The sequence below is a fragment of the Rhodococcus sp. D-46 genome (genome assembly GCF_011290655.1).
Lineage (GTDB): Bacteria > Actinomycetota > Actinomycetes > Mycobacteriales > Mycobacteriaceae > Rhodococcus_F > Rhodococcus_F qingshengii.
In genome coordinates this window covers 71,556-96,530 of sequence record NZ_JAANTF010000007.1, presented here as the reverse complement: position 1 = coordinate 96,530, position 24,975 = coordinate 71,556, and the positions used below count along the sequence as shown (strand labels likewise).

The 24,975-nt window shown below is 63.4% G+C and carries 28 protein-coding genes; 12 read left to right on the top strand and 16 right to left on the bottom strand.

Going from position 1 to position 24,975, the window contains the following annotated elements; translation table 11 throughout:
- Window position 1: 1 nt before the first annotated feature.
- Together G9U53_RS18785 and G9U53_RS18780 are read right to left on the bottom strand one after the other, a co-directional pair.
- Window positions 2-586, bottom strand: a complete 585-nt coding sequence (locus tag G9U53_RS18785) for a hypothetical protein (protein WP_003940111.1) — start codon at window positions 584-586, stop codon at window positions 2-4.
- A gap of 45 nt (window positions 587-631) precedes the next feature.
- Window positions 632-1,009, bottom strand: coding sequence for an MmcQ/YjbR family DNA-binding protein (locus G9U53_RS18780; RefSeq protein ID WP_007733864.1), 378 nt, complete (start codon window positions 1,007-1,009; stop codon window positions 632-634).
- 99 nt (window positions 1,010-1,108) lie between these two features.
- On the opposite strand from G9U53_RS18780, the gene G9U53_RS18775 reads away from it, so the two are divergent.
- Together G9U53_RS18775 and G9U53_RS18770 are read left to right on the top strand one after the other, a co-directional pair.
- Window positions 1,109-1,555 (top strand): hypothetical protein, encoded by a 447-nt coding sequence (locus G9U53_RS18775; RefSeq protein WP_003939955.1) that lies wholly within the window; start codon window positions 1,109-1,111, stop codon window positions 1,553-1,555.
- A 99-nt stretch (window positions 1,556-1,654) separates the two neighbouring features.
- Complete coding sequence (locus tag G9U53_RS18770) at window positions 1,655-2,245, top strand: DUF937 domain-containing protein (RefSeq protein WP_003940105.1); 591 nt, start codon at window positions 1,655-1,657, stop codon at window positions 2,243-2,245.
- Between the two features lie 56 nt (window positions 2,246-2,301).
- On the opposite strand, the gene G9U53_RS18765 is transcribed toward G9U53_RS18770, so the two are convergent.
- Entirely contained in the window at window positions 2,302-3,486 is a 1,185-nt protein-coding gene (locus G9U53_RS18765; RefSeq protein ID WP_165639130.1) for an MFS transporter, read from the bottom strand.
- Between the two features lie 147 nt (window positions 3,487-3,633).
- Here G9U53_RS18765 and G9U53_RS18760 point away from each other — a divergent pair, with 147 nt between their 5' ends.
- The 5 genes from G9U53_RS18760 to phoU all read left to right on the top strand — a co-directional run bounded on the left by G9U53_RS18760 (window position 3,634) and on the right by phoU (window position 9,773).
- Window positions 3,634-4,509 carry a LysR family transcriptional regulator gene (locus tag G9U53_RS18760; protein ID WP_080726688.1) on the top strand — a complete coding sequence of 292 codons (876 nt, stop codon included), beginning with the start codon at window positions 3,634-3,636 and terminating at the stop codon, window positions 4,507-4,509.
- A 131-nt stretch (window positions 4,510-4,640) separates the two neighbouring features.
- The gene (locus G9U53_RS18755; protein ID WP_003940492.1) at window positions 4,641-5,600 is read left to right on the top strand and encodes an acyl-ACP desaturase; all 960 of its coding nucleotides are present in this window, start codon (window positions 4,641-4,643) and stop codon (window positions 5,598-5,600) included.
- Between the two features lie 81 nt (window positions 5,601-5,681).
- The gene (gene dusB / locus G9U53_RS18750; RefSeq protein WP_003939756.1) at window positions 5,682-6,824 is read left to right on the top strand and encodes a tRNA dihydrouridine synthase DusB; all 1,143 of its coding nucleotides are present in this window, start codon (window positions 5,682-5,684) and stop codon (window positions 6,822-6,824) included.
- 150 nt (window positions 6,825-6,974) lie between these two features.
- Window positions 6,975-9,005, top strand: a complete 2,031-nt coding sequence (locus tag G9U53_RS18745) for an LCP family protein (protein WP_064073420.1) — start codon at window positions 6,975-6,977, stop codon at window positions 9,003-9,005.
- Window positions 9,006-9,077: 72 nt separating this feature from the next.
- Window positions 9,078-9,773, top strand: a complete 696-nt coding sequence (gene phoU / locus G9U53_RS18740; protein WP_003940130.1) for a phosphate signaling complex protein PhoU — start codon at window positions 9,078-9,080, stop codon at window positions 9,771-9,773.
- 58 nt (window positions 9,774-9,831) lie between these two features.
- Here phoU and G9U53_RS18735 read toward each other — a convergent pair whose 3' ends face one another.
- The 13 genes from G9U53_RS18735 to G9U53_RS18675 all read right to left on the bottom strand — a co-directional run bounded on the left by G9U53_RS18735 (window position 9,832) and on the right by G9U53_RS18675 (window position 21,458).
- The gene (locus G9U53_RS18735; protein WP_165639047.1) at window positions 9,832-10,578 is read right to left on the bottom strand and encodes an SDR family oxidoreductase; all 747 of its coding nucleotides are present in this window, start codon (window positions 10,576-10,578) and stop codon (window positions 9,832-9,834) included.
- A 90-nt stretch (window positions 10,579-10,668) separates the two neighbouring features.
- Window positions 10,669-11,406, bottom strand: coding sequence for an urease accessory protein UreD (locus tag G9U53_RS18730; RefSeq protein WP_207624411.1), 738 nt, complete (start codon window positions 11,404-11,406; stop codon window positions 10,669-10,671).
- On the bottom strand, window positions 11,406-12,149 hold the full coding sequence (gene ureG / locus G9U53_RS18725; RefSeq protein ID WP_003939705.1) for an urease accessory protein UreG: 744 nt from the start codon (window positions 12,147-12,149) through the stop codon (window positions 11,406-11,408). The genes G9U53_RS18730 and ureG overlap by 1 nt, the downstream gene beginning before the upstream one ends.
- On the bottom strand, window positions 12,142-12,831 hold the full coding sequence (locus G9U53_RS18720) for an urease accessory UreF family protein (RefSeq protein ID WP_165639046.1): 690 nt from the start codon (window positions 12,829-12,831) through the stop codon (window positions 12,142-12,144). The genes ureG and G9U53_RS18720 overlap by 8 nt, the downstream gene beginning before the upstream one ends.
- 4 nt (window positions 12,832-12,835) lie before the next feature.
- The gene (locus tag G9U53_RS18715) at window positions 12,836-14,545 is read right to left on the bottom strand and encodes an urease subunit alpha (protein ID WP_030535249.1); all 1,710 of its coding nucleotides are present in this window, start codon (window positions 14,543-14,545) and stop codon (window positions 12,836-12,838) included.
- Window positions 14,542-15,012 (bottom strand): urease subunit beta, encoded by a 471-nt coding sequence (gene ureB / locus G9U53_RS34200; RefSeq protein WP_007733849.1) that lies wholly within the window; start codon window positions 15,010-15,012, stop codon window positions 14,542-14,544. The genes G9U53_RS18715 and ureB overlap by 4 nt, the downstream gene beginning before the upstream one ends.
- Window positions 15,009-15,311 (bottom strand): urease subunit gamma, encoded by a 303-nt coding sequence (ureA, locus tag G9U53_RS18705; protein ID WP_003939800.1) that lies wholly within the window; start codon window positions 15,309-15,311, stop codon window positions 15,009-15,011. Before ureA ends, ureB begins: the two co-directional genes overlap by 4 nt.
- A 280-nt stretch (window positions 15,312-15,591) precedes the next feature.
- Window positions 15,592-16,368: a phosphate ABC transporter ATP-binding protein PstB gene (pstB, locus tag G9U53_RS18700; RefSeq protein ID WP_003939968.1), complete on the bottom strand. Its 777-nt coding sequence runs from the start codon at window positions 16,366-16,368 to the stop codon at window positions 15,592-15,594.
- Window positions 16,369-16,426: 58 nt separating this feature from the next.
- The gene (gene pstA, locus G9U53_RS18695; RefSeq protein WP_003940100.1) at window positions 16,427-17,335 is read right to left on the bottom strand and encodes a phosphate ABC transporter permease PstA; all 909 of its coding nucleotides are present in this window, start codon (window positions 17,333-17,335) and stop codon (window positions 16,427-16,429) included.
- Window positions 17,336-17,338: 3 nt separating this feature from the next.
- Window positions 17,339-18,430 carry a phosphate ABC transporter permease subunit PstC gene (pstC, locus tag G9U53_RS18690; protein WP_007733846.1) on the bottom strand — a complete coding sequence of 364 codons (1,092 nt, stop codon included), beginning with the start codon at window positions 18,428-18,430 and terminating at the stop codon, window positions 17,339-17,341.
- Window positions 18,431-18,492: 62 nt separating this feature from the next.
- On the bottom strand, window positions 18,493-19,611 hold the full coding sequence (gene pstS, locus G9U53_RS18685) for a phosphate ABC transporter substrate-binding protein PstS (protein WP_003940482.1): 1,119 nt from the start codon (window positions 19,609-19,611) through the stop codon (window positions 18,493-18,495).
- A 193-nt stretch (window positions 19,612-19,804) separates the two neighbouring features.
- Window positions 19,805-20,704 (bottom strand): mycothiol synthase, encoded by a 900-nt coding sequence (gene mshD / locus G9U53_RS18680; RefSeq protein ID WP_165639045.1) that lies wholly within the window; start codon window positions 20,702-20,704, stop codon window positions 19,805-19,807.
- Between the two features lies 1 nt (window position 20,705).
- On the bottom strand, window positions 20,706-21,458 hold the full coding sequence (locus tag G9U53_RS18675) for a response regulator transcription factor (protein WP_003939728.1): 753 nt from the start codon (window positions 21,456-21,458) through the stop codon (window positions 20,706-20,708).
- Window positions 21,459-21,599: 141 nt separating this feature from the next.
- Between G9U53_RS18675 and G9U53_RS18670 the strand changes: the two genes are divergently transcribed.
- From G9U53_RS18670 to G9U53_RS18650, 5 genes are all read left to right on the top strand, one after another.
- Window positions 21,600-22,379 (top strand): LmeA family phospholipid-binding protein, encoded by a 780-nt coding sequence (locus tag G9U53_RS18670; RefSeq protein ID WP_003939847.1) that lies wholly within the window; start codon window positions 21,600-21,602, stop codon window positions 22,377-22,379.
- Complete coding sequence (locus G9U53_RS18665; RefSeq protein ID WP_003939684.1) at window positions 22,376-22,852, top strand: thioredoxin family protein; 477 nt, start codon at window positions 22,376-22,378, stop codon at window positions 22,850-22,852. Before G9U53_RS18670 ends, G9U53_RS18665 begins: the two co-directional genes overlap by 4 nt.
- Window positions 22,853-23,080: 228 nt before the next feature.
- Entirely contained in the window at window positions 23,081-23,551 is a 471-nt protein-coding gene (locus G9U53_RS18660; RefSeq protein WP_003940408.1) for a DUF4395 domain-containing protein, read from the top strand.
- A 74-nt stretch (window positions 23,552-23,625) separates the two neighbouring features.
- Window positions 23,626-24,459 carry a sulfurtransferase gene (locus tag G9U53_RS18655; RefSeq protein WP_003939859.1) on the top strand — a complete coding sequence of 278 codons (834 nt, stop codon included), beginning with the start codon at window positions 23,626-23,628 and terminating at the stop codon, window positions 24,457-24,459.
- A gap of 2 nt (window positions 24,460-24,461) precedes the next feature.
- Window positions 24,462-24,767 carry a DUF1416 domain-containing protein gene (locus G9U53_RS18650; RefSeq protein WP_003939797.1) on the top strand — a complete coding sequence of 102 codons (306 nt, stop codon included), beginning with the start codon at window positions 24,462-24,464 and terminating at the stop codon, window positions 24,765-24,767.
- The last annotated feature ends 208 nt before the right edge of the window (window positions 24,768-24,975 follow it).

The following is a 24,975-nucleotide window of genomic DNA, read 5'->3' as shown; positions in this document are numbered from 1 at the left end:
CTCAGATTTCCGGAGCCGGAGCCTCGCCCTTGCTCTGCGGCTCGTGCTGCTTGAGCTCACCGCGCATCTTGTCGAGATCCTTTCCACGCTTTTTGTACATGTAGCCGAGCGCGACAAGTCCAAGGAACAACGCAACGCCCAGGACGGCACCGACAACGGATGCTCCGCGGAATCCGGGGCCGTCGACGTCGAGGATCCGCTCGCCCGCATGCGCAGCGTTGTTGTTGCCGAGAACAACTGTCAGAGAGAGCAGATTCGGCAGCGCGAAGATCACACCCAACGCGAGAGCCGTGATCTGCATGATTCGAGCATGCTTGCGCTTGCGCACCTGCCAGACCGCCCGGAAGAAGATGAGCGGGACCAGGGTGCACACGAGACCGAACAGCAGCCCCCACGCGATTCCGGCGCTGAAACTGCCGTTCGCCAACGACGCAATGCGCTGCGCCCACCAACGCGGAAGGAAGGCGGCAAGGATGAAGTAAGCGATGACCAGGACCACCGCCATCACTGCGATCCCGATGGCCTTCTTCGCCCACGGCGGCATGCCCGGTTTTGCGGTGGCCGGTGAAGTTTCCGGTGTCGTCATGACAATTCCTCGTCTAGTCGGCGTCTGTACTGACGAATCTATCCGTTACGGGCGTTCCTCATCCGCATCGAGAACGATCCGGGCAAGCCGCTTCGGCGCAACGAGGGTGAACGAGGTGTAGATCCACTCCTCCAATTGCGACCATTTCTCCTCGGAAACGTCGGTGCCGATGTCGAGTGCAACCCACCCGTGTCGACCGAGTCCGTAGCCCGCAGCACTTGCGCCTGGTTCGGTGGCCACCACCGCTTCGGCTTCCTCCTTGCTCAGCTTGACGGTCAAGGAGGTGGCTTCGACGTTGCAGAACACGAAGTTCTTGCCGCGGACCCGGAACGTCGGGTGGCCGTCCCACGCTTCGATGTCGACGCGCTCCGCTTCCGGCAGCGACAGCGAGATCTCTTCGAGTCGACGCATGTTGTCGGGCATGGAGACGATTCTGCACGCTCGATACCGAGCTTGACACCCGCGACACAGCTAGGCTCGGCGACGACCGCGTCACCGAACTCCGAACACAGGGAGACTGGCATGCGCACGTTAGTTCATCTCGTTCTGCTCATTTGTGGAATCGCCGTTGCCGTCGGCTCGTTCATGTACGTACTGGCCGGGGTCAAACCCGACAACGTTCGCCTCGAGGACCTGCGGGACGGCTTTCCGGCCGGGTGGGCAATCGAGCAACTCGGCGATCAGTCCGTGACCTTCTACCGGTCGATGGCGATACTTCTGCTCGCCGCCGCCGTGTTGATTCTGATCGCCGCATTGTTCGGTTCTCGCATCGCAGCATGGATCGGAATTATCGTGGGATTGGGGACTCTTGGCACGTTCTACTACCGCGTGAACGATCAGTTCGACAATGTCATCAGGGAAAACTACTCCACGATCCTGACAAATCAGACAGGATTCATTCTGACGGCCGGCGGACTGATTCTCGCTCTCCTAGCGTGCCTGGTCCCCCGCGAGAAGACCCGAGCCTGACCGCTCGGCAACCGGAGGGTTACCGTCGACGCCGACATTCACTAGTGTCTGCAACAGCCGGGTACTGACGAGTAGTACCCCAGAAGAGGTAGGGCATCAATGGCATCGCTTGACGACCTTCTATCCCAGATCCCCATCGACCAGATCGCGCAGCAACTCGGCGTCGACCAGGCAACTGCCGAATCGGCGGTCAAGACTGCACTTCCGACCCTCGTCGGTGGCCTCGGCGCCAACGCGCAGGATCCCGCCGGTGCAGCCTCGCTGGAAAGCGCGTTGCAGTCTCACGCCGACACCAGCCTTCTCGACGACGGCGTCGACATCAGCAAAGTCGACACCGCTGACGGTCAGAAGATCGTCTCGAACATCTTCGGCGGCAACACCGATCAGGTCGCCAGCGCACTGGGCGGTGTCGGTGGCGGCGGTGGAAACGATCTGGTGAAGCAGTTGCTGCCGATCCTCGCTCCCATCGTCCTGGCCTACCTCGCCAAGCAGTTCACCGGTGGCGGTGCCGGCGCGCAGACTCAGGCCTCCGGTGGCGGCGGGCTCGGGGATCTCCTCGGCGGAATTCTCGGCGGCGGCGGCAATTCCGGCGGCGGCATCGGCGGCGCACTCGGCGGCATCCTGGGTGGATCCGGTGGCGGCGGCCTCGGAGACCTGCTCGGCGGCCTCCTCGGCGGCGGCAAGAAGTAAGACGCTCGACAGAACGCACTGCGGCGATCCCGTTCGGGGTCGCCGCAGTGCTCTGTTCAGTCAATCGTCGAAGATCGAAACATCCTCAGTGACAAGGCAAACGCAACCAACAGCAGCGCGCCCACAAAAGTACTGACCCCGACCCAACCGCCACCCGCGTATGCAAGACCCGCGAGGGCGCCCGCCACGGACGAACCCGCGTAGTAGGCAAACAGATACAACGCCGACGCCTCGGCCCGGTGATCGGTAGCGATCAGCCCCACCCAACCGCTGGCCACCGAATGTGCGGCGAAGAATCCTCCGGTGAAGAGCAGCATCCCCACGAGCGTCAACGCCAGATTGTCCGGAACGGTCAGTGCCAGGCCGATACCGATGACGACAACCGACCCGAGCAGCACGCTGCGCCTACCCAGTCGGTCAGAGGCCCCGCCGGCTACCGCCGAGGTGAAAGTTCCGGCAAGGTAGAAAAGGAACACCAGGCCCACAAGCGCTTCAGGAAGGCCGAAAGGTGCTGCCGTGAGCCGAAACCCGAGGAAGTTGTAAATCGACACGAAGCCGCCCATCAGGATGAATCCCAAAGCGAAGAGTGTTCGCAGCGACGGGTTCGCAAGGTGGCGTCGTAGATTCGACGCGATCGTGCGCGCCGATATCGGTTGCGGGCGAAAGAAATTCGACGCGGGAAGCCGCCGGATCATGTTGAGCGCGAACAATGCCGACAGCGCGGACGCAGTCAACAGCGCCCAACGCCACGTACTGAAATCGACGACGGCCGACGGCACGAGCCGTCCGATCAGCCCACCGATCGTCGTGCCGGCGACGTACCTTCCCATCGCTGCACCGAGGTCCTTCCGATCGACCTCCTCGGCCAGATAGGCCATCGCCACCGCCGGGACACCGGCCAGAGCAAATCCTTGTGCTGCGCGTCCGACCAGCAGAACCTCGATCGTCGGACTCAGCGGCAGAAGTAAACCGATCACACAGGACGCCGACGCCGACGCGATCATCACCCGCGTGCGACCGAAGCGCTCGGAGAGCGCACTGGCCGGAATGATTGCCAACGCCAACATGCCCGTCGTCGCAGAGACGGACAGCGCAGACACCGCAGGCGAGACGTGGAAGTCTTCGGCGAACGCAGGCAGCAACGCCTGTGCCGCGTACATCGAGATGAACGTCGACAGCCCGGCCGCGAACAACGCAACGGTCACGGTTCGATATCCCGATGTTCCGCGGCGAAGCGGCATCACTTCGGATTCGATCACATTCTCGACAGTCACCACGTACCTCCAGGCATCACTTACCTCCGGCAAGAATCCTCCCGCCCCGACTTGGCAAAAGAAAATGCATAAACTTGGTGTTCTATATGCTCTGGGGGTATATAGATTGGGTTCGTGATGCTGACCGAAGACCTCGAATGGTTTGTCGTGCTCGCCGAAACCCAACAGGTGACCGCTACCGCGGATCTGACTCACCTGTCGCAGCCGACCCTTTCGCGCAAACTCGCTCGCCTCGAACGACAGATCGGCGTGACACTCTTCGACCGTCAGGGACGCCGACTCGAACTGAACCGGTACGGCGAGATCCTCTATCGACATGCTCGCATCGCACTGCGTGCCCTCGACGCCGCGCAGACCGAAATCCAGTCGCTGGCGAGCCCCGAGAGCGGCACGGTCCGACTCGACTTCCTCCACTCGTTCGGCACCTGGTTGGTGCCGCACATGCTGCGCGGATACCGCGTCGAGTATCCCGGAGTGCGATTCGAACTGCATCAGGACAGCGCGCAGTTCCTGGTCGACAGAATCGCCGCCGGCACGTCCGACCTGGCCGTCGTCTCGCCTCAGCCGCGCGATCCGCAGGTGGCGTGGATGCAGATCGCCCAGCAGTCACTGGCATTGGCTGTTCCGGCTGATCATCGCTTTGCGAAGTTGCATTCGGTCGAGCTTGCGGACGCGGCCGACGAACCGTTCATCGGTATGCATCCGAACTTCGGGATGCGAAGAATTCTCGATGAACTGTGCGCGGCCGCAGGATTCACTCCGAATTTCGTCTTCGAGAGCAGCGAGCTGGCAACGGTCGGCGGACTGGTCTCCGCGTCCTTCGGTGTCTCGGTCATGCCGGTTCAGGATCCACCGATCTGGGCCGAAGGAGTCGTCTATGTACCGATCGAAGGAGCACAGCGAAAAATAGGGCTGATCTGGTCGAAGAGTCGCAAGCTGTCCGATCCCGCCCGGACGTTCCGCGACTACGTCGAAAGAACGACTTGGTAGTGAAAGTGCCCCCGGATAACTACGGATCGGTAACATCCCTCGAGGGGAGCAATTTTCATGCCATTCTTTTCAAACCTACGGTGCCGTAGGCTGGGGCGAAGTCGCGCATTCACTCAACATGGAGGCAAGAAATGACGAGGATTCTGACGCAGCTGGAGCTGCTACAAGAGCTGCAGCCGGTTGCCGAGGAGAACGTCAACCGCCACATCTCCATGGCCAAGGAATGGCATCCACACGACTACGTTCCGTGGGACGAGGGCCGTAACTTCGCAGCCATGGGTGGCGAAGACTGGAGTCTCGAACAGTCACAACTCGGCGAGGTAGCTCGCGCCGCGATGATCACCAACCTGCTCACCGAGGACAACCTGCCGTCGTACCACCGTGAGATCGCCGAGAACTTTTCGCAGGACGGTGCCTGGGGAACGTGGGTCGGCCGGTGGACCGCCGAGGAGAACCGCCACGGCATCGTGATGCGTGACTACCTCGTCGTCACGCGCGCAGTCGACCCCGTCGAGCTCGAGCGCTTCCGCATGGAACACATGACAAACGGTTACAGCGCACCCATCGACGAGGGCGACGCCGGCCTGCTGCACTCGGTCGCCTACGTGACCTTCCAGGAACTCGCGACGCGCGTCAGCCACCGCAACACCGGCAAGGCCTGCGACGAGCCGATTGCAGACAAGATGCTTCAGCGCATCGCCGCCGACGAGAACCTGCACATGATTTTCTACCGCAACATCTGCGCCGCCGCGCTCGATCTTGCTCCCGATCAGGCGCTCAAGGCTGTGGCGAACATCGTCCAGAACTTCCAGATGCCCGGTGCCGGCATGCCGAACTTCCGCCGCAACGGCGCTCTGATGGCCAAGCACGGCATCTACGACCTTCGCCAGCACCTCGACGAGGTCGTCTGGCCTGTCCTGCGCAAGTGGAACATCTTCGAGCGCAACGATTTCAGCGCCGAAGGCGAGAACACGCGCGAAGAGTTGGCGGCCTTCCTCGAGACACTCGCCGCCAACGCGACGAAGTTCGAGGAACAGCGCGATCGCATGCTCGCACGCGAAGCCGCCAAGCGCGAACAGCAGGCTTCTTAGTTTCACCAGCTATTCTGTGCCCGGTACCGGATTCGGTACCGGGCACTTCCAATTGTCACAAGTATTTGTTCAGAGGTAGACATGTCATCCCTTCGTATCGGTTCACTCGAGCTGCACAGCCCCGTGGTCCTCGCACCCATGGCGGGCGTCACCAACGTCGCCTTCCGCACGCTGTGCCGTGAACTCGAACTCGAACGTGCAGGCAGCACGTCCGGGCTCTACGTCTGCGAGATGGTCACCGCCCGCGCGCTCGTCGAACGCCAACCCGCCACGATGCACATGACCACGTTCGGTCCGACCGAAACGCCCAGGTCGCTGCAGCTGTACACCGTCGACCCGGATACGACTTACGCCGCGGCCAAGATGATCGTCGACGAGAACATGGCCGATCACATCGACATGAACTTCGGCTGCCCGGTACCCAAGGTGACCCGCAAGGGCGGCGGATCGGCGCTACCGTACAAGCGTCGACTGTTCGGTCAGATCGTCGCGGCAGCCGTGCGCGCCACCGAAGGCACCGACATTCCGGTCACCGTCAAGATGCGCGTCGGCATCGACCCCGAACATCACACGCACCTCGACGCAGGCCGGATCGCCGCAGCTGAAGGCGCCGCTGCCGTCGCACTTCACGCACGTACCGCGTCGCAGCGCTACTCCGGCACTGCTGACTGGAACGAGATCACGCGCCTCAAGGAACACGTCACCGACGTGCCGATCCTCGGCAACGGCGACATCTTCGACGCCTCGGATGCTGCCCGCATGATGAACGAGACCGGCTGCGACGGCGTCGTCGTCGGACGCGGCTGCCTCGGACGGCCATGGCTGTTCGCGGAACTCAGCGCAGCTCTCAACGGACAACAGATCGCCACGCCGCCGACGCTCGGCGAAGTCACCAAGATCATCGCCCGTCACGCCCAACTGCTCGCCGCACATCACGGTGAAATGAAGGGTCTGCGCGAACTTCGCAAGCACGTCTCCTGGTACATGCGTGGGTTCCCGGTCGGATCGGATCTGCGGGTCTCGATGGCTCTGGTCAGCACGTTGTCCGAACTGGACGATCTGCTCGGACAGCTCGACCACGACGTCCCGTTCCCCAAGGACGCCGAAGGCCCGCGCGGACGCCAAGGCTCACCCGGTCAGGTAGCACTCCCGGAAGGTTGGCTCGACGATCCCGAAGACGACCTTGTGCCGGTGGGAGCTGACATGATGCACTCGGGTGGCTAGCGAAAACACGCCGTCGGATTACTCACATCACTTTCTGAGTGAAGCACTCAGGATTCACCAGTAATATGGCTCCAGCTTCGTCGACAACCGGTTGACGCCGGCATCTGAATGACGAGTTACTGACAGTCGACGACGGGACAGGTTGCATCGGTGGGTGATGATCACGATTCGGGCCCACCTCCGCCCGAGAGCCGCGCCCCCTGGGAACGTCCGCTCGCAGACAAGCGCTTCCGCAACGCCCGACCGGACCAACCGGCAACGCCCCAGCGCCCTGCCACACCCCAGCGACCAACACCGCAACCACCCAGTCCCCCGGAGCGTCGCAGCAGTGGACGTACCGGGCGACGGGACTCGCCTCCGACCGACGACTCTGTTTCGGTCGCCGAGTTGGTCCGTCGGGTAGGCGACAAGAAGCCGCCACCAGCCCCGGCTACGCCGCCCAAGCCGGCGCCGAACAAATCCGTAACACCCAAGACTCAATCTTCAGCAGCGTCGTCGCCGCCCCCCGCCCGGCCGATTCCCGCCCGTCCGACCGTTCCGCCCGCCGCTGCGGACTGGATCACCGAAGAACATCCCGTCACCTCCGCAGTGCCGCGGGTAGTCGGTGACACCGGCGCCACTCGTCTGGCGCAAAGCAAGATTCGCCGCCGCCATCGCGCAAAAGTGATCGGCCGATCGGCAGTAGCGTTCCTGGCCGTCATGTCTCTCGCATTGACCGGCGTCGTGTGGGGCTATCTGCGCTCGGTCGAAGGCGGATTCGATCAGATTGCGGCACTCGACACCGAGTCCGACGACATCATCGACGCCGGTGGTCAACTCGGCGACGAGACGTACCTGATCATCGGCACCGATACCCGCGCCGGTGCGAGCGGTGAGATCGGCGCCGGAACCGTCGAAGACGCCGAAGGCGCCCGAGCCGACACGGTCATGCTGGTGAACATTCCCGCCGACCGAAGCCGCGTCGTCGCCGTCTCCTTCCCGCGTGACCTCGACGTCGAACGTCCGATCTGTCAGGGATGGGACAACGACGCCGGCAAGTACACCAGCGAAACCTTCCCGGCAGCGAGCGGGGACAAACTCAATGCGACGTACGCACTCGGTGGCCCCAAATGCCTGGTCAAGGTCATCCAGAAGATGTCCGGCCTGAAAATCGGGCACTTCGTCGGAATGGACTTCGCCGGTTTCGAGCGCATGGTCGACACCGTCGGCGGTGTGAACGTCTGCTCCCCCGGACCGATCGAAGACGGCATCCTCGGAACCGTCCTCGCCTCCGGCGGCACGCAGATGCTCGACGGCCGTACCGCCCTCAACTACGTGCGTGCTCGCCACGTCGAAGCCGAGGGCAACGGCGACTACGGGCGCATCACCCGTCAGCAGAAGTTCCTGTCGGCGCTGCTCCGCTCGGCCCTGTCCAACCAGGTCCTCCTGAATCCGAGCAAGCTCAACGGATTCATCAACGCCTTCACCAGCGACACGTTCGTCGAAAACATCGACACCAAGTCACTGGTCACCCTCGGTCGCTCGCTCCAGAACGTCGACGCAGGCGCGGTCACGTTCTTGACGGTCCCCACGGACGGCACCAACGACTGGGGCAACGAGATTCCTCGCACGGACGAGATCAAGTCCCTCTTCCAGGCGATCATCGACGACGATCCGCTTCCGGGTGAAGAGCGCGAGGACACCACACCGTCGTCCACCAGTTCCACGACAACCGCTCCTACGTCCAGCACGCCGCCGGCCGCCACTTCCGTCGAGGCAATGAGCGCCTACAACATCTCGGTCGACGTCTCCAACGCCTCGGGAATCGCCGGGCAGGCCGCGACAATCGCCGACAGCCTCGCGGCTTACGGTTTCCAGATCTCCACGGTCGGTAACTTCAGCGCAGCCACCGGCCTGGCGAATGCTCAAGCGTCGACCACCGTCGTGCGCTACGCCGCAGGTTACGAGGCTGAAGCGGTGACGGTCGCGTCGTCGATTCCCGGCGCGGTTCTGGTTCTCGCTCCGAGCATGGGAGACATGATCGAGGTCGTCGTCGGAAGCAATTTCGCCGGCACCGTCGTCGCCCCCGCGGACCCGGGAACCATCCTGGCGGCAAATCCGACGTCGGTCGACACCAGCACCTCGACGGCTCTGCCCGCCGACATCGCCAGCGTCAACGCCGGCGACACCACCTGCGACTGACACGCGTTCATTCACCTTGCGTTCACCTGGTGCTTGTGACTTGGTCTTTCACGGCACGTAGGCTCTGACCTCATGCGCGTGGCTTACAACGAACAGATGACCGAGCTTGCAGACACGCTCGGCGAGATGGCAGGACTGGCAGGTGCCGCTATGGAGCGCGCCACCCAGTCCCTGCTCCAGGCAGACCTGTCCCTGGCAGAACAAGTAATCGGCGAACACGACAAGATCACCGAACTCAGCACCATCTGCGAGGAGCGCGCGTTTGCGTTGCTCGCCTTGCAGGCTCCCGTTGCCGGAGATCTGCGCTCGGTGGTCAGCGGAATCCAGATCGTCGCCGACATCGACCGCATGGGCGCACTCGCCCTGCACGTCGCCAAGATCGCGCGCCGCCGACATCCCAACCACGTGCTTCCTGAAGAGGTCAACGGCTACTTCGCCGAGATGGGACGCATCGCTGTCTCCATCGGTGCGGCCGCCAAGGTCGTCCTCGAGACCCGCGACCCCGAGCGCGCTGCCCGTCTGCGCGAAGAAGACGAAGCGATGGACGACCTCCACCGCCACCTCTTCACCGTCCTCATGGACCGTGAGTGGAAGCACGGCGTTGCCGCCGCAGTCGACGTCACGCTGCTCGGCCGCTTCTACGAGCGATTCGCCGACCACGCCGTCGAGGTCGGCCGACGTGTCATCTTCCTGGTGACCGGCAAGCTGCCCGAAGAGCCCGAAACCACCGAGAAGGTCGACAACCTCACCTCGTACCCGGATCTCTGAACCCAACCGTCCACGTGAGTAAAAGGCGGCCGCGCACTTGCGCGGCCGCCTTTCCTATTCAGTTCTCGTGCAACCAGGTTTCCAACGTGGGTCCTGCAGTTGTGGATCCCGGCGCGGGCAGCAACGCCCCACCCTTCATCGCCTTACCCGCTCCCGGCATCGAGATCGGGATCAGCCACTTACGTCGGCCACGGTATTTCAAGATCTCGCGCGTCATGGCCGGGATCTCGAGGACCTCAGGCCCGGCGAGATCTGGAGCCCTCCCGGTCGGACCGTTCTGAGCGCACGTCACCAGAGCCTCGGCGACGGTCTTCGCTGCCACCGGTTGTGACCGCATCCGAGGAACCATAGCGATCGGCCCCAGTCCGAACAGCGCGATCGTCTTCTCGCCGAACTCGAACCACTGAGTGGATCGCAGGATCGTGAAGGGAATACTCGACGCTTCCACCGCGCGTTCCTGCGCAGCCTTCCCCTGGTAGTAACCGAAGGACTTCAATCGCGGATCGTCGCAGTTCACGATCGAGAGCAACACGTGGTGCTTCACGCCGGCCCTGGCTTCGGCCGCGACGATGTTCCTTGCTGCCGTCTCGAAGAACTCGATCGCCTTCCTCGCACTGTTGGTGACATGATCACTCACGTCGACGACCACGTCGGCGCCGGAAAATGCTTCGTCCAACCCGGCACCCGTAGAGATGTCGACTCCCGTCGATCGAGCGGCAGCGACCACGTCGTGGCCCCCTGCCTTTGCCTGCTCGACGACCAGCTTTCCCATCTGGCCGGTTCCGCCCAGAACAACAATTCGCATGATGCCTCCGTCAAACCTGTGCGCCCGGCTCTCTTCGGCCTGGTCACATACTGGACGACGCAGCCTCCCGAAGTGTGACGGTAGGGCGAATCAGTCGGTGTACTCCCGCGAAACTCGCCCACGCCACTGCGACCAGATCGGATCCAACGCTGCGCTCGCCTCATGTGCGTGATCGGCAACGGCCCGTGCCAGCATCCCTGCTCCCGCCAGCGGCGTCACGTGCCCTTCGACGTCGTCGGTAGTCTTCATCCCCAACAGCATGGTCGTACCGAGCACGCGATGGCCACCGAGAATTCCCGGCAGCGAACGGCCCGGCACGCTACGCAGGTCGAGAGTTTCCACGAGCAGCGCGTCACCGTCGACGGTAATGCGCTGATCCGAGCGAAGGGCACCGCCGGTTTCGCCGGTCCGGCCGAACACGATCATCTCGTCGAGCAGCGCAACCGCATCGGATTCCAGCGAAATATCCACGCGCCTGGTCACATCCGCGCCGCCCGCGACGACAAACGGTGCCGCGCGCCAGATCAGCGCCGCACCGGCGCCGACGCTCGCCGAAGCCGACCACGACGCCCGGCCGCCACGCGCGTTGTACGCGACGGTCCCCGACGGCTCGATCACCTCGAGGCACGTACCCGGAGCGACTACGAATTCGATACGCAGGTCGTCGCCGGCCAGCAGCGTTGCACTGTGCCCTACCAGGGCAATTCGCACGGTGAGCCCGCGAGCGTCGACGAACCGCGGGGCCAAGAAGTCGCCCGAGATCAGCTCTCGCGCAACAGCGGTGTCACCCACTCTCTCGACGACGACCCGCGTAGCTCCAGTGCGCATCAGTGAGCGTGAGAGTGGCTGTGCCCGTGACCGTGACCGTGGTCTTCTTCATCGGCATGGAAGTGCGGCGCCATCGGCCCCGGATCCTGCGGGGTGTGACTACCCGCGCGATGAGATGCGATGACCTGGCGGAGCCACGCACTGAGCTGGTCGATCGTTGAGTGATCCTTCTGGCTGAGCGCGAGAACGGGAAGTCCGTCACGCGCGGCCGTGGCATCGGCAACCATCTGGACCGCGTCGACGTCGACGTACGGGGCCAGGTCGATCTTGTTGACCACCAACAGATCTGCCCGCTCGATTCCGGGACCGCCCTTGCGTGCGACGTCTCCGCCGCCCGCGACGTCGATGCAGAAGATCTGGGCGTCGACCAGTGCCGGGCTGAACGTGGCGGTCAGGTTGTCACCGCCGCTTTCCACGATCACCATGTCGAGGGGATGGAACTGACGCTCGAGGTCTTCGACCGCAATGAGGTTCGGCGTGACGTCGTCACGAATAGCCGTGTGCGGGCACGCACCGGTCTCGACTGCGACGATGCGCTCGATCGGCAGAACGTTGGCCGCGCGCAACAGTCGCGCGTCCTCGTCGGTGTAGATGTCGTTGGTGACCACCGCGATCTCGTACTCCGCCGCGAGTTCGCGGCAGATGGTGGCGATGAGGGTGCTTTTGCCGGTGCCGACGGGGCCGGCAACGCCGAGCCTCAAACCTCTTGCAGCAGTGGTGGTGTTGTTCAGGTTGTCAAGCACGGAAAATCCTCCTGGATCGAGCGTGGTGTTCGAGTGACCATTGTTCGACCAACGGCCCTGTTGTTGCGGGTATATCTGCGACGCCCTCGACGGCTACGGCAGCCGCGGCGACGGTTTCGATGGTCGGGGCTGCTCGGAGCAACCATTCGACCGGTTCTGCCGGATCCACCGGCAGTAGCTTCAATGCCGCCGACGCCACCGTTTGGGCGTCGTCGTACAAACAAGATCTGGCTGCCTGTAGGTCGTCCATCCCGGAGACCGCCGTGAAGACGCCCAACGCGAGCGGACGCATCGGATGCCCAGACAGCGCCATGAGCATCTGCACCGCGGGGTGCTGCGGCCACAATCGCGACGCCAGTCTCGCCAGCCCACGGCCGAGCTGAATCGACGCCTCACGCAGCGGTGCGCTGGGAGTCCGAGCGAGCAGTTCCCTCGAGATGTCCTCGAGTTCGCCTGCACTACCCTCACTTACGGCCCAGCGGCGCGTGACCACCGTTGAAGCGGCCTCGACAAGTCCGACTGTTTCGAGTCGACCGCGAATGAAGTCAGGGACCTGACTCTGCAGGAGTCCGCCCGCCAGTGCCGGTTCCAACCCCGACGAGTGCGCGTGACCGCCGGTAGGCAGACGCCCGTCTGCCAAGAGCATCGATGCTATCTCGGCAGATGCCGTCTCGATCGACATGGTTTCAGAACAGCATGTAGCGCTGAGCCATCGGCACCACGTCAACGGGGTTGGGCGCGATCAGGTCGCCGTTGACCTTGATGGCAAACGTCTCCGGATCGACGTCGATGGACGGCAGCGCCGTGTTGTTCGGCATGTCCGCCTTGGTGAGGTGTCTCGTCGGACGAACACCGGTAAGGGTGCGGGTGAGACCGAGACGATCGGCCAGACCGTCCTCGATGGCCATCGGAGAGACGAACGTCGTGGACAGGTGCGGGGCCGATCCCGGAGTCGCCGCGATGGCCGGGCGAACGAACACCGGCTGCGGGGTCGGGATAGCAGCATTCGGATCACCAAGCGGCGCAGCAACTATCGCCCCGCCCTTGATCACGGCAGAAGGACGGACTCCGAAGAACGCGGGATCCCACAGCACCAGGTCCGCCATCTTCCCGGCCTCGACCGAGCCGATCTCGTGATCGATACCGTGCGCCACCGCGGGGCAGATCGTGTACTTGGCGACGTAACGCCGCGCACGCTCGTTGTCGGCCGGCATGCTGGTGCCCAGCTTGCCGTACTGGGCCTTCATGACGTGAGCCACCTGCCATGTCCGCAGGGTCACCTCACCGATACGGCCCATCGCCTGGGCATCGGACGAGGTGATCGAGATGGCCCCGATGTCGTGCAGAAAGTCTTCTGCTGCAATCGTTGTCGGCCGGATCCGAGACTCGGCAAAGGCAAGATCCTCCGGAACCCGGGGATTGAGCGCATGACACACGATGAGCATGTCGAGGTGCTCGGCAACCGTGTTGACGGTATGCGGCAACGTCGGATTGGTCGATGCCGGAAGAACGTTCGGCTCACCTGCCGTCACGATGATGTCCGGTGCGTGCCCGCCGCCGGCGCCTTCCGCATGGAACACGTGGATCCCGCGTCCGGCGATCGCATCCAAAGTGTGCTGTACGTAACCGGTTTCGTTGAGGCTGTCGGCGTGCAGCGCTACCTGAAGGCCGAACTCGTCGGCTGCGCGCAGAGCGGCGTCGATCGCGGCCGGAGTGGAACCCCAGTCCTCGTGAACCTTGAATCCGCCTGCGCCGGCGAGAGCTTCCTGACGCATGGCCTCATGACTGACGGTGCTGCCCTTGCCGAGGAGAAGAACGTTGAGCGGGATGTGGTCGAGGGCGCGGTGCATCATCGTCAAGGACCAGGCGCCGGGTGTGACGGTGGTTGCCTTGCTTCCCTCGGTGGGGCCCGTTCCGCCGCCCGCCACCGTCGTCGTACCGGTCGCGAGCGCCTCCATCATCTCGATTTCACTGAGGAAGTGCACGTGAGTGTCGATCGCACCCGCGGTGAGGATCTTCCCCTCGCCGGCGATCACGTCGGTGCTCGGCCCGATGAGCAACTTGGGGTGCACGCCATCCATGATGTCGGGGTTACCGGACTTGCCGATCGCAACGATGCGTCCGTCGCGAATTCCGACGTCTGCCCGGACGATTCCCCAGTGATCGAGAATCACCGTGTTGGTGATGACGACGTCGAGAGCACCCTGGTCGCGAGTGGTCAGGCCCTGGCCCATCGACTCGCGGATGCTCTTACCGCCGCCGAAGACCATCTCGTCGCCGGTCGCGGTGTAGTCGTGCTCGATCTCGATCCACAGATCGGTGTCGGCCAAACGGATCTGGTCGCCTGCGGTCGGGCCGTACAGGGAGGCGTAGCCGCGTCGATCGATCCTGCTCATTCGGCTGTCCTCTCAACTGTCGTCGCGGCGTCGTCCGGTGAATCCGCCTCGACTGGAACATCACTCACACGCACGTTCACCGAGGACGCTCGCAAAGGTTCTTCGACCTCGACGCCGGGCGTGCCGAACGGCATGACGGTCTTGGGCTCGCGCGCATGTGTCGGTAGGTCTTCGTCCGGCACGATCTGCAGGCCCGGAACCCTTTTGAGTCCGCCGAGCGCGATCAGTGTCACCGTTCTGCTGACCCCGGGTTCGAACCGAACCGACGTTCCCGAGGGGATGTCGAGCCGGAAGCCGTCTGCCGCTTCGCGATCGAAGGTCAACGCCGGGTTGGCCGCGGGAAGGTGGAGATGTGAACCGATCTGAATGGGGCGATCGCCGTCGTTGACGACGACCATCGTGATCTTCTCCGCGTCCGTGCCGAACTCGAGCGGTTCGGTGGACACACGTACTTCGCCGGGAATCATCGAATGGGCTCCGTCACGGTGACCAGTTTGCGACCGTCCGGGAAAGTGGCCTCCACCTGGACGTTTGCAATCATCTCGGGTACCCCTTCCATCACGTCGTCGCGGGTGAGCACTTGCCGACCGGCGTTCATCAGTTCCGCAACCGTCATTCCGTCACGCGCGCGCTCGAGAATCCAGCACGAGATCAGTGCCATCGCTTCGGGGTAGTTCAGCAGTACCCCGCGCTCGCGGCGGTCACGGGCGACCATGCCCGCGACGCTCAGGAGCAGCTTTTCGGTATCTGAAGGGGTGAGGTGCACTGACAAGCCCTTCCGGTTGTGAAACGACATCGATCGACAGCGTGCTGTCGGGCCGAGATTAGCATTGTCCGAAGCGTCGTCAGTATCCACGAGATTCACATCGTCGGCTACTTCAGCGCCCACTCGGCGCACTTGCGCTGCTCATCGAATTATTCGGGCGCCCAACGACGCTCAGCTCTGCGCACCGGAGTGGGAACTATCACCACAACCAAAAAGTTTCACCCCCGTCTCCTGTTGGAAACGGGGGTGAAACATGATCGTGCAGGGTTGATCCCGGGACCTATCCGAAGCGGCCGGAGATGTAGTCCTCGGTGGCCTTCTGCGTCGGGTTCGAGAAGATCTTCTCGGTGTCGTCGATCTCGACGAGCTGACCGGGCTTGCCGGTTGCCTCGAGGTTGAAGAATGCCGTCTGGTCACTCACACGCGCAGCCTGCTGCATGTTGTGCGTGACGATGACGATCGTGAAATCCTTCTTCAGCTCGGTGATCAGGTCTTCGATCGCGAGAGTCGAGATCGGGTCGAGCGCGGAGCACGGCTCGTCCATGAGCAGGACGTCGGGCGAGACCGCGATGGCACGCGCGATGCACAGACGCTGCTGCTGACCGCCTGAGAGGCCGCCACCGGGCTTGTCGAGGCGATCCTTGACCTCGTTCCACAGGTTGGCACCGCGCAGCGAACGCTCGGCCACCTCGTCGAGCTTCTTCTTGCTGCGCTCGCCCTGCAACTTCAAGCCCGCGACGACGTTGTCCTTGATGGACATGGTCGGGAAGGGGTTGGGTCGCTGGAACACCATGCCGATGGTCTTGCGAACACCGACCGGATCGACGTTCGAGCCGTAGATGTCCTCGCCGTCGAGCAGCACCGAACCCTCGACGCGCGCACCGGGAATCACTTCGTGCATGCGATTGAGTGAACGGAGAACGGTGGACTTGCCGCAACCGGACGGGCCGATGAAGGCGGTGACGCTCCGGGGCGGGACGGACAGGCCCACATCGGCGACGGCGTGGAACTTGCCGTAGTAGATGTTGACGTCCTTGAGATCCAGACGCTTGGCCATTACCGGCTCCCTACTGAGTTGTTGACGCTGTTGAGTACGAACATGTTCCGAGGCCGCATCACTTACTTCTGACCTGTGAGAAGTGACCGATCAGCTTCGCGACGATGTTGAGGATCGCGATCAGCAGGATCAGGGTCAGTGCTGCGCCCCAGATGCGGTTGGTGCCGGCGTCGGTGGGGTTGTTCATCTCGGCGACCATGACGGAAGGCAGTGTGCCCATTTCGCCGTTGAACAGGTCGAAGTTGATGAACGGTGCGTAGCCGACGAGGATCAGCAGCGGTGCGGTCTCACCGAGCACGCGGGCCAGGGCCAGCATGACGCCGGTGATGATGCCGGGAAGTGCCGTCGGCAGAACGATTTTCGAGATGGTCTTCCACTTCGGCACACCGAGCGCGTACGACGCCTCCCGCAGATCCATCGGGACGATGCGCAGCATTTCCTCGGTGGAGCGGATGACGACCGGGACCATCAGAAGGACCAGAGCCAGTGACACCGCAAACGCGGACTTGGGGAAGCCGAAGGTCGCGATCCACAGGGCGTAGATGAACAGCGCAGCCACGATCGACGGAACACCGCTGAGGATGTCGACCATGAACGTGGTCAGCTTGCCCAGCTTCGACTTCCGGTCGGCGTACTCCACCAGGTAGATCGCGACGAAGATACCGAGCGGGATGGAGAAGACCGCGCACACGATGCCTTGCAGCAGGGTGCCGATCAATGCGTGATAGATACCGCCGCCGTCGGCCGACGCCGTCAATCCGCTCAGCGAGTTGGTGAACCAGGTAGGCGACGTCAGAGCGGGCAGGCCCTTGGCGATGACCGTGAAGAGCACCCAGACCAACGGGATGAGCGCGATGACGACTGCCAGGCTCACCAGGATGGTCGCGATGACGTCCTTGGCACGACGACGAGCGCCGACGCCTTGGAAAGTGGGGGCCTTGACCGGCCGGTCCAGAGTGGAGGTCATGGGTCAGTCCTTCTTTCCGGCGATCACTGCGCGGGCAGCCGCGTTGACGACGAAGGTCAGTACGAACAGCACCAGTCCGGCCGCGATGTACGCGCCTGCCTGGATGTCGTTGTTGAACTCCGCGTAGCCGAGGGCGATCTTGGAGGCGATGGTCGAGCCGCCGTCGAACAGCGACCAGCCGAAGGCCTGAGAGGTGGTTCGCAGGATCAGGTAGAGCGCCATCGTCTCACCGAGTGCGCGTCCGAGACCGAGCATCGAGCCGCTGATGTAGCCGGACTTACCGAACGGGATGACCGTGGTGCGCACAACTTCCCAGCGCGTGGCGCCGAGGGCGAGTGCGGCTTCGATCTGTGATCGCGGGGTCTGGATGAACACCTCGCGGGTCACTGCGGTGATGACCGGAAGGATCATCACGGCGAGGACGATGCCTGCGGTGAAGATGGTGCCGCCACCGGTGATCGATCCGCTGCCGTCGGCAAAGAGCGGGAACCAGCCGAGAGTGTCGTTGAGCCACACCGCGACCGGGGTGATCGCCGGAGCGAAGACGAGAAGTCCCCACAGGCCGTAGACGATGGACGGCACAGCTGCCAGAAGGTCGATCGTGTACGACAGTGGCCGCGTGAGCCACTTGGGTGAGTACGAAGTCAGGAAGATCGCGATGCCCAGTGCGATCGGCATCGCGAGCACCAGTGCGAACAGCGAGACCAACACCGTGACCTGGAAAAGATCGAGGACACCGAACGCCATCGCGTTGATGTTCTGCGTGACCCATTCACGGCTGGTCAGGAAGTTGACCTGGTTCCGGCTCAAAGCAGGAACAGCACGCCAGATCAGGAACGCGCCGATCGCCGCGATGACAACCGTGATGAAGATTGCCGAACCGGATGCGAGCGAGCTGAAGATGCGGTCACCCGGACGGGTCACCGTCTTGCTGTTGCCGCTACCCGGACCGTCACCCTTCGGAGGATGCTCGGTTTCTGGAGCCTTGGTGGAAGTAATCGTGTCCTCCGTGGTGCCGTTCGGACCGCCCACCCCGGCCCCGCTGGTTGCGGGGCCGGGAGAACGAGATGTCGAGGTGATGGGCGCGTCACTCATGCGCGCTCACTTCCTTCACGTCTGAATGTAGATCCATGAGCTTGTCCGCACGAGTCTCTAGGTCAGCTGATTGCCGTGATGGACGCGTTGAGGCGATCCTGGACGTTGGACGGCAGCGGGACGTAACCCTGCTCGGCCAGGTTGGCCTGACCCTCGTTGGCCGCGCTCGTCAGGAACGACTTCACTGCTGCGGAGGTGTCCGCGTCGTAGCCCTTGGAGCAGACGATCGAGTACGTGGCGAGAACCAGCGGGTAGGCGCCGGCTTCGTTGGTCTTGAAGATCGACGCGAGGTCGAGCGTCAGGTCGCCGGTTGCGTCGGACTTGAACTTCGCGCCTGCGATCGACTTCGCGGCCGTGTCGTTGGTCAGTGCGACTGCCTCGGAGCCGGTGTTGATTTCGGCAACCGAGAGCTTGTTCTGATCGGCGAACGACTTCTCGACGTAGGTGATCGAACCCGGTGCCGTGGCAACTGCCTGTGCAACGCCCGCCGAACCCTTGGCGCCCTCACCGACGCCACCGGTGAAGTCGGACCCTGCGCCCGACGTCCAAGCACCGTTCGATGCCGCGTCGAGGTACTTCTGGAAGTTGTCGGTGGTACCCGAGGAATCGGAGCGGATCACGGTGGTGATCTTCTCGTCGGGAAGCGATGCACCGGAGTTGAGCGCGGCGATTGCCGGATCGTTCCACTTGGTGATGCCGCCGTTGAAGATCTTCGCGAGAACCTCTGCGTTGAGAACGAGCTTGTCGACGCCGTCGAGGTTGTATGCAACTGCGATCGGGCCGAAGACGAGGGGAAGGTTCCAGGCTTCGCCGCCGACGCAACGCTCCTTGGCCTTGTCGGCCTGCTCGTCCTTGATGGCCGAGTCGGAGCCGGCGAAGTCGATCTGGCCGGCGATGAACTGTGTACGACCGTCGCCCGAACCGCTGGGGTTGTACGCGACGTTGACCGTCTTGCCCTTTTCCTGGCACACGGAGATGTAAGTGGCGACGAACTGGTCCATGGCGTTCTTCTGTGCCGAGGAACCAGCGGCAGAGAGGTTGCTCTTGCCTTCGCACGTTGCGTTCGATGCGGACGCGTCCACACCCGTCGACGACGAGTTGTTGTCGCTGCCACATGCGGCCAAGGTCATGGCGCCCACGGCCACTACACCGAGCAGGGCACCACTGCGCTTGAGATTCACCAAGATCCTCCGGAAATCGCTACCGCCACGCCCACGATCGGGCGGCGACATGAGACGCAGAATGATTGAAATCTGCATCAGGCAACACGGCGCTGCCCACAGAGAAAAGTAGGCGGGCGCGGTGTCCGGCTGGACCACACATGGTTAACGGAGAATGAACAGACTGGACATTTCTGCGTGTCCGACTGTGACGTCAGAGCGCGCGGGCGTAAGCCATGTCCACGTGGAAGCGATCGAAGCCCAGTCGTTCGTACGTGTGGAGGGCGGCCGTGTTGTCGCCTTCGACGTACAGAAGGACGGTTCCGAGGCCGCGATCACGCAGGTAATGCATGCCAGCGAGAGTCAGCACTCGGCCGAGACCTCGTCCCTGCGCCGCGGGATCGATCCCCACGACGTACACCTCCCCCAGCTCCGGATCGTCACCTTCGGGTGCGTGCACCTTGGTCCAGTGAAAGCCGAGAAGAGTATCGGGATCGGTGTCCGCGAACGCCATGAACAGACCAGCAGGGTCGAACCAACCTTCGGCCGTTCTCTCGTCGATCTCCGCCTGGGTCCAGCCACCCTGCTCGGGATGCCAGGAGAAGGCCGCATTGTTGACGCGAAGGATCTCGGAATCGTCTTCGGGTCCACGATACGTCCGAATCGTCACACCTTCGGGCACAACGATTTCCGGAAGCTGCGGAGCATCGAGTGGTCGACGCAGCTGCAGGAGTTCACGAACGCTGACCAGATCGAGGGTCTTGGCGAATTCGACTGCGGCGTCGACGTTTCCGTGCGCCCAGACACGCGTGCCCGGCCGGCCCTCGTCGAATACCGCTGCGGCAAGCCTGGTTCCGATGCCGCGACGCCGCGCCTGCGGGTCGACCACCAACTCCGCCATGTCGGGATGCTCGTCCGAACCGGCTTGCAGCTGCGCATAACCGACGACTGCATCGCCGTCGAGTTCGAGGAAGTGTCGCGCGGCGCCGCGCCCGGCAACGGCATGGCGCCCCTGTTCCGACACGGGCGCCTTGCCGTCGAACTCGGTTGCGCGATCGAGAAGCGCGAAAACCTGCTCGGCGAATCCAGCCGGCAGTGAATCTGTCCAACCCACGTCAGACCACCGATCCGTCGGCCGCGTCGTAGTCGACGTCCTCGTCGTCCTCGAACTGAACGGGAGCAGCTGCGCCACCCTTGGCCCTGGTCGGACGCACTGCCTTATATCCGACATTTCGGACTGTACCGATCAAGGACTCGTATTCGGTGCCGAGTTTCGCCCGCAGACGACGCACGTGGACGTCGACCGTCCTGGTGCCGCCGAAGAAGTCGTAGCCCCACACTTCCTGCAGCAGCTGCGCCCGGGTGAATACCCGTCCGGCGTGCTGCGCGAGGTACTTGAGCAGCTCGAATTCCTTGTAAGTCAAATCAAGGGGCCGTCCACGCAGTCGTGCCGTGTACGTCCCCTCGTCGATAACCAGTTCGCCCAGCGTGATCTTTCCCGACGCTTCCGGACTGGCCACACCGCCGCTGCGGGCGACCAACAACCGCAATCGGGCGTCCACCTCAGCCGGACCGGTACCGGGAAGCAGGATGTCGTCCAACCCCCAGTCGGCGTTGACGGCAACGAGTCCGCCTTCGGTGAGGACGGCGACCACAGGTACTGCGGATCCTGTGCTTCCGAGCAATCGACACAACCCGCGTGCGGCAGCCAGATCGGTGCGCGCATCCACCAATGCCACGTCCGCGGAACTTGCCTCGAGTAGCGAGGAAACCTCTGTGGGGGCAGGCCGAACCGAGTGCGCCAGCAACGCCAACGCCGGTAGTACAGCTTCCGGGTTGGGGTCGGAGGTGAGGAGGAGCAGTTCCACACGGCCTCCTATCTAGTAGCCCGCGCAACCCGTGAGGGCAACGCTCGAGTAGTTCGACGCTTTTGGTCGGTCCCTACATTAGCGTGCCTGGTACCGGGGCCGTCGCATCGAACCCCGACCGGAGTCCGTCACAATGGTGCGGTGCGCAAACTGATCATCGGCATCGTCTTTCTCCTCGGCCTCGGACTGGTGGCCGATTTCGGCGCGGCCGCGTACGCCGAGTACCGGGTTTCCCGCGAGCTCCGAACCGGCGCATCACTCGAGTCGGATCCGGAGGTCACCTTCAACGGGTTCCCCTTCCTCACCCAGGCACTCGGCGGGAAATACAAGGACGTCTACGTCAGAGCTACCGGCGTCCAGAGCGACGTGGTGGGCGAAGTGACCGTCGAGGCCGATCTGCGCGGGGTCACCGTTCCCTTCTCCGACATCGTGAACGGCAATGTCACCCAACTCCCCGTCGACAAACTCGACGGCCGGATGGGAATCAACGCCACCGACCTCGGAAAGCTGCTCAATATCCCTGACCTGCAGGTATCTTCGCCGCCTGCCAACAAGTCGGATGGCACCGGGGGCAGCGGCGGAACCGGAGCGAGCACCGCGGGCGCCGTCGTGCTGACGGGAACGGTTGCCGTCGGCCCGGTCGAGACTGCAGTGAGCGTGCAGGCCAACCTCGTTCTGGAAGGTGGGCAGGTCAAGATCGTCGCCAGCAATCTGTACTTCGGTCCGGAGGGCAAAGCCGATTTCTCGATCCCCGCAGCACTCGAACCCGTCGTCCTCGGACTGTTCAGCTACACGATCGATCCGCAGGCACTCCCCTACGGAATTCAGCCGAGCCTGGTCTACGCGGAAGGCGGAAGAATCGTGATCGAAGGCAGCGCCGAAAACACGACGATCGATCTCGCAGAGCTGCAGAACCGATGACCGGGATCACAATTCTGCTGGTCGCGCTGGTCGCCGTCGTCGCGGTCGGGCTCTTTCTCAAGTCGCGCAACGGAAAGGTCCGAGTCACCACGCCGGCCGCGACCGGCGCGGCGGACAGTCGCCTCGAACTGCTCCGCGCCGCTGGAGTCTCTTCGCCGAACGGCGGACCCGTCGTACTGCATTTCTCTGCCGACTGGTGCGGACCGTGCGCGGCAGTACGCCGCGTCGTCGGCCAGGTCGTGATCTCAATGGCCGACGCTCCCCGTCCGCCGGTGGAGATCGAGCTCGACATCGACAAGGAACCGGCTCTGGCACGCGAGATGAGTGTCCTCTCGCTGCCCACCACCTTCATCCTCGACGGTGGCCTGGAGGAACAGTTCCGGGTGTCCGGAGTGCCATCCGCAGCCGATCTGAAAGCTGCACTCGTACCACTATCCGGACCCCACGAGCCAAAATCCGAGAATTCGGGGTAAACTCGCCGACGTGCAAACCCGCCACGAGCTGATGCTCACCCGACGCCGCGCAGTAGACCTGTGCCGCCTCGGGGGCTGTTGCTGTACCTGTTGCTGATCACCACATCCGTCAGATCTCTCTGACCTTCGAGCTTTCGCTCACGTGATCAATCCACCGAGTGGGACTTTGACGTCCCGTTTTCTCGGCCCAGGCACAGCATCATGCAATCCAGCGCAGGAGCACTCCCGATGTCCACAACCACACCCCAGCTCGAGCAGGTCGACGTCCGCGGACCTCGATTCGCCGCGTGGGTCACCACCGGCGTTCTCGTACTCACGCTCATCCTCTCGACCTTCTCACTGCCCGCCGCCACCGTCGTTCTCGCACTGCAGGCCATAGTCTTCGCGGTCGGAGCGGTACTCGGCCCCAAGCGCAGCCCGTACGGCCAGATCTTCGGCAAGCTCGTCGCCCCGCGACTCTCGCCGGTCAGCGAACGCGAACCCGTGGCGCCGCTGCGCTTCGCGCAGTTCGTCGGCTTCGTCTTCGCACTCGCCGGCACGGTCGGTTTCCTGGCCGGGTCGACGATCGTCGGCACCGTTGCCACCGGCTTCGCCTTGTTCGCGGCCCTGCTCAACGCCGCGTTCGGTATCTGCCTCGGCTGCCAGATCTATCCACTCGTCGCAAGGCTGCGAAATACCGGCCGAGCTACCACCGCGTGAAAACGCTTGCCCCACAACCCTGCTGAACCCCTGCTAGATAACGACCGATGCAAGACCACATCGAAAGGAACACCATGGCTCGCTCCGACGTCCTAGTCTCCGCTGACTGGGCTGAGCAGAACCTCAACACCCCCAAGACCGTTTTTGTCGAGGTGGACGAGGACACCAGCGCATACGACGGCGGCCACATCGAGGGTGCAGTCAAGCTCGACTGGCGCAAGGACCTCCAGGACGGCGTCCGACGCGACTTCCTGAACCAGGAGCAGTTCTCGGATCTGCTCTCCGCCAAAGGCATTGCGAACGACGACACCGTCGTTCTCTACGGTGGCAACAACAACTGGTTCGCCGCTTACGCGTACTGGTACTTCAAGCTGTACGGCCACCAGGACATCAAGCTGATCGACGGCGGCCGCAAGAAGTGGGAACTCGACGGACGCCCGCTCTCCAAGGACGCAGTCAACCGCGAAGCCACGCAGTACAAGGCCGAGACCCCCGACTTCTCGATCCGCGCTTTCCGCGACGAGGTCATCGACGCTATCGGCAGCAAGAACCTCGTCGACGTTCGTAGCCCTGACGAGTTCTCGGGCAAGATCCTCGCTCCCGCCCACCTTCCGCAGGAGCAGGCGCAGCAGCGTGGCCACGTCCCCGGAGCCATCAACATCCCGTGGAGCACCACCGCCAACGAGGACGGCACCTTCAAGTCGGACGACGACCTCGCCAAGCTGTACGCGGAAAAGGGCTTCGACGACACCAAAGAAACGATCGCCTACTGCCGCATCGGCGAGCGTTCGAGCCACACCTGGTTCGTCCTGCAGGAGATCCTCGGCAAGAACAACGTCAAGAACTACGACGGCAGCTGGGTCGAATACGGCTCACTCGTCGGCGCACCGATCGAATTGGGAGCCTGATCATGTGTGGAGCACCTACCCAGGGCCAGACCCTGCCTGCCGGCGTCGACGTCGAGAAGGAAACGGTCATCACCGGCCGCGTTCTCGCAGCTGACGGCCAGCCCATCGGCGGCGCATTCGTGCGTCTGCTCGACGGCTCCGGAGAGTTCACGGCCGAGGTCGTGGCATCGGGAACCGGCGATTTCCGCTTCTTCGCCGCTCCGGGCGAGTGGACCGTGCGTGCACTGTCCAGCTCGGGCAACGGCACCTCCACCGTCGCTCCCGAGGGCTCGGGCGTGCACAACGTGGACGTGACCGTCAGCAAGTAATTCCTGCTTTGTCAGGCGGCCCCGCACCCCTCCGGTGCGGGGCCTTCTGCATTCCGGCTCCCGATTTTTCCGGTCGGTCGCCGCGGTCTAAGATGTACCCGTGGTCATTTTCTTCGAGGTACTCCTCGCACTCGCATCCGTCATGATCGCTTGGTTCTCCGTGTACGTCGTGTACCGCTTGGTCACCGACGAGTCGTGAGTCAGGCTC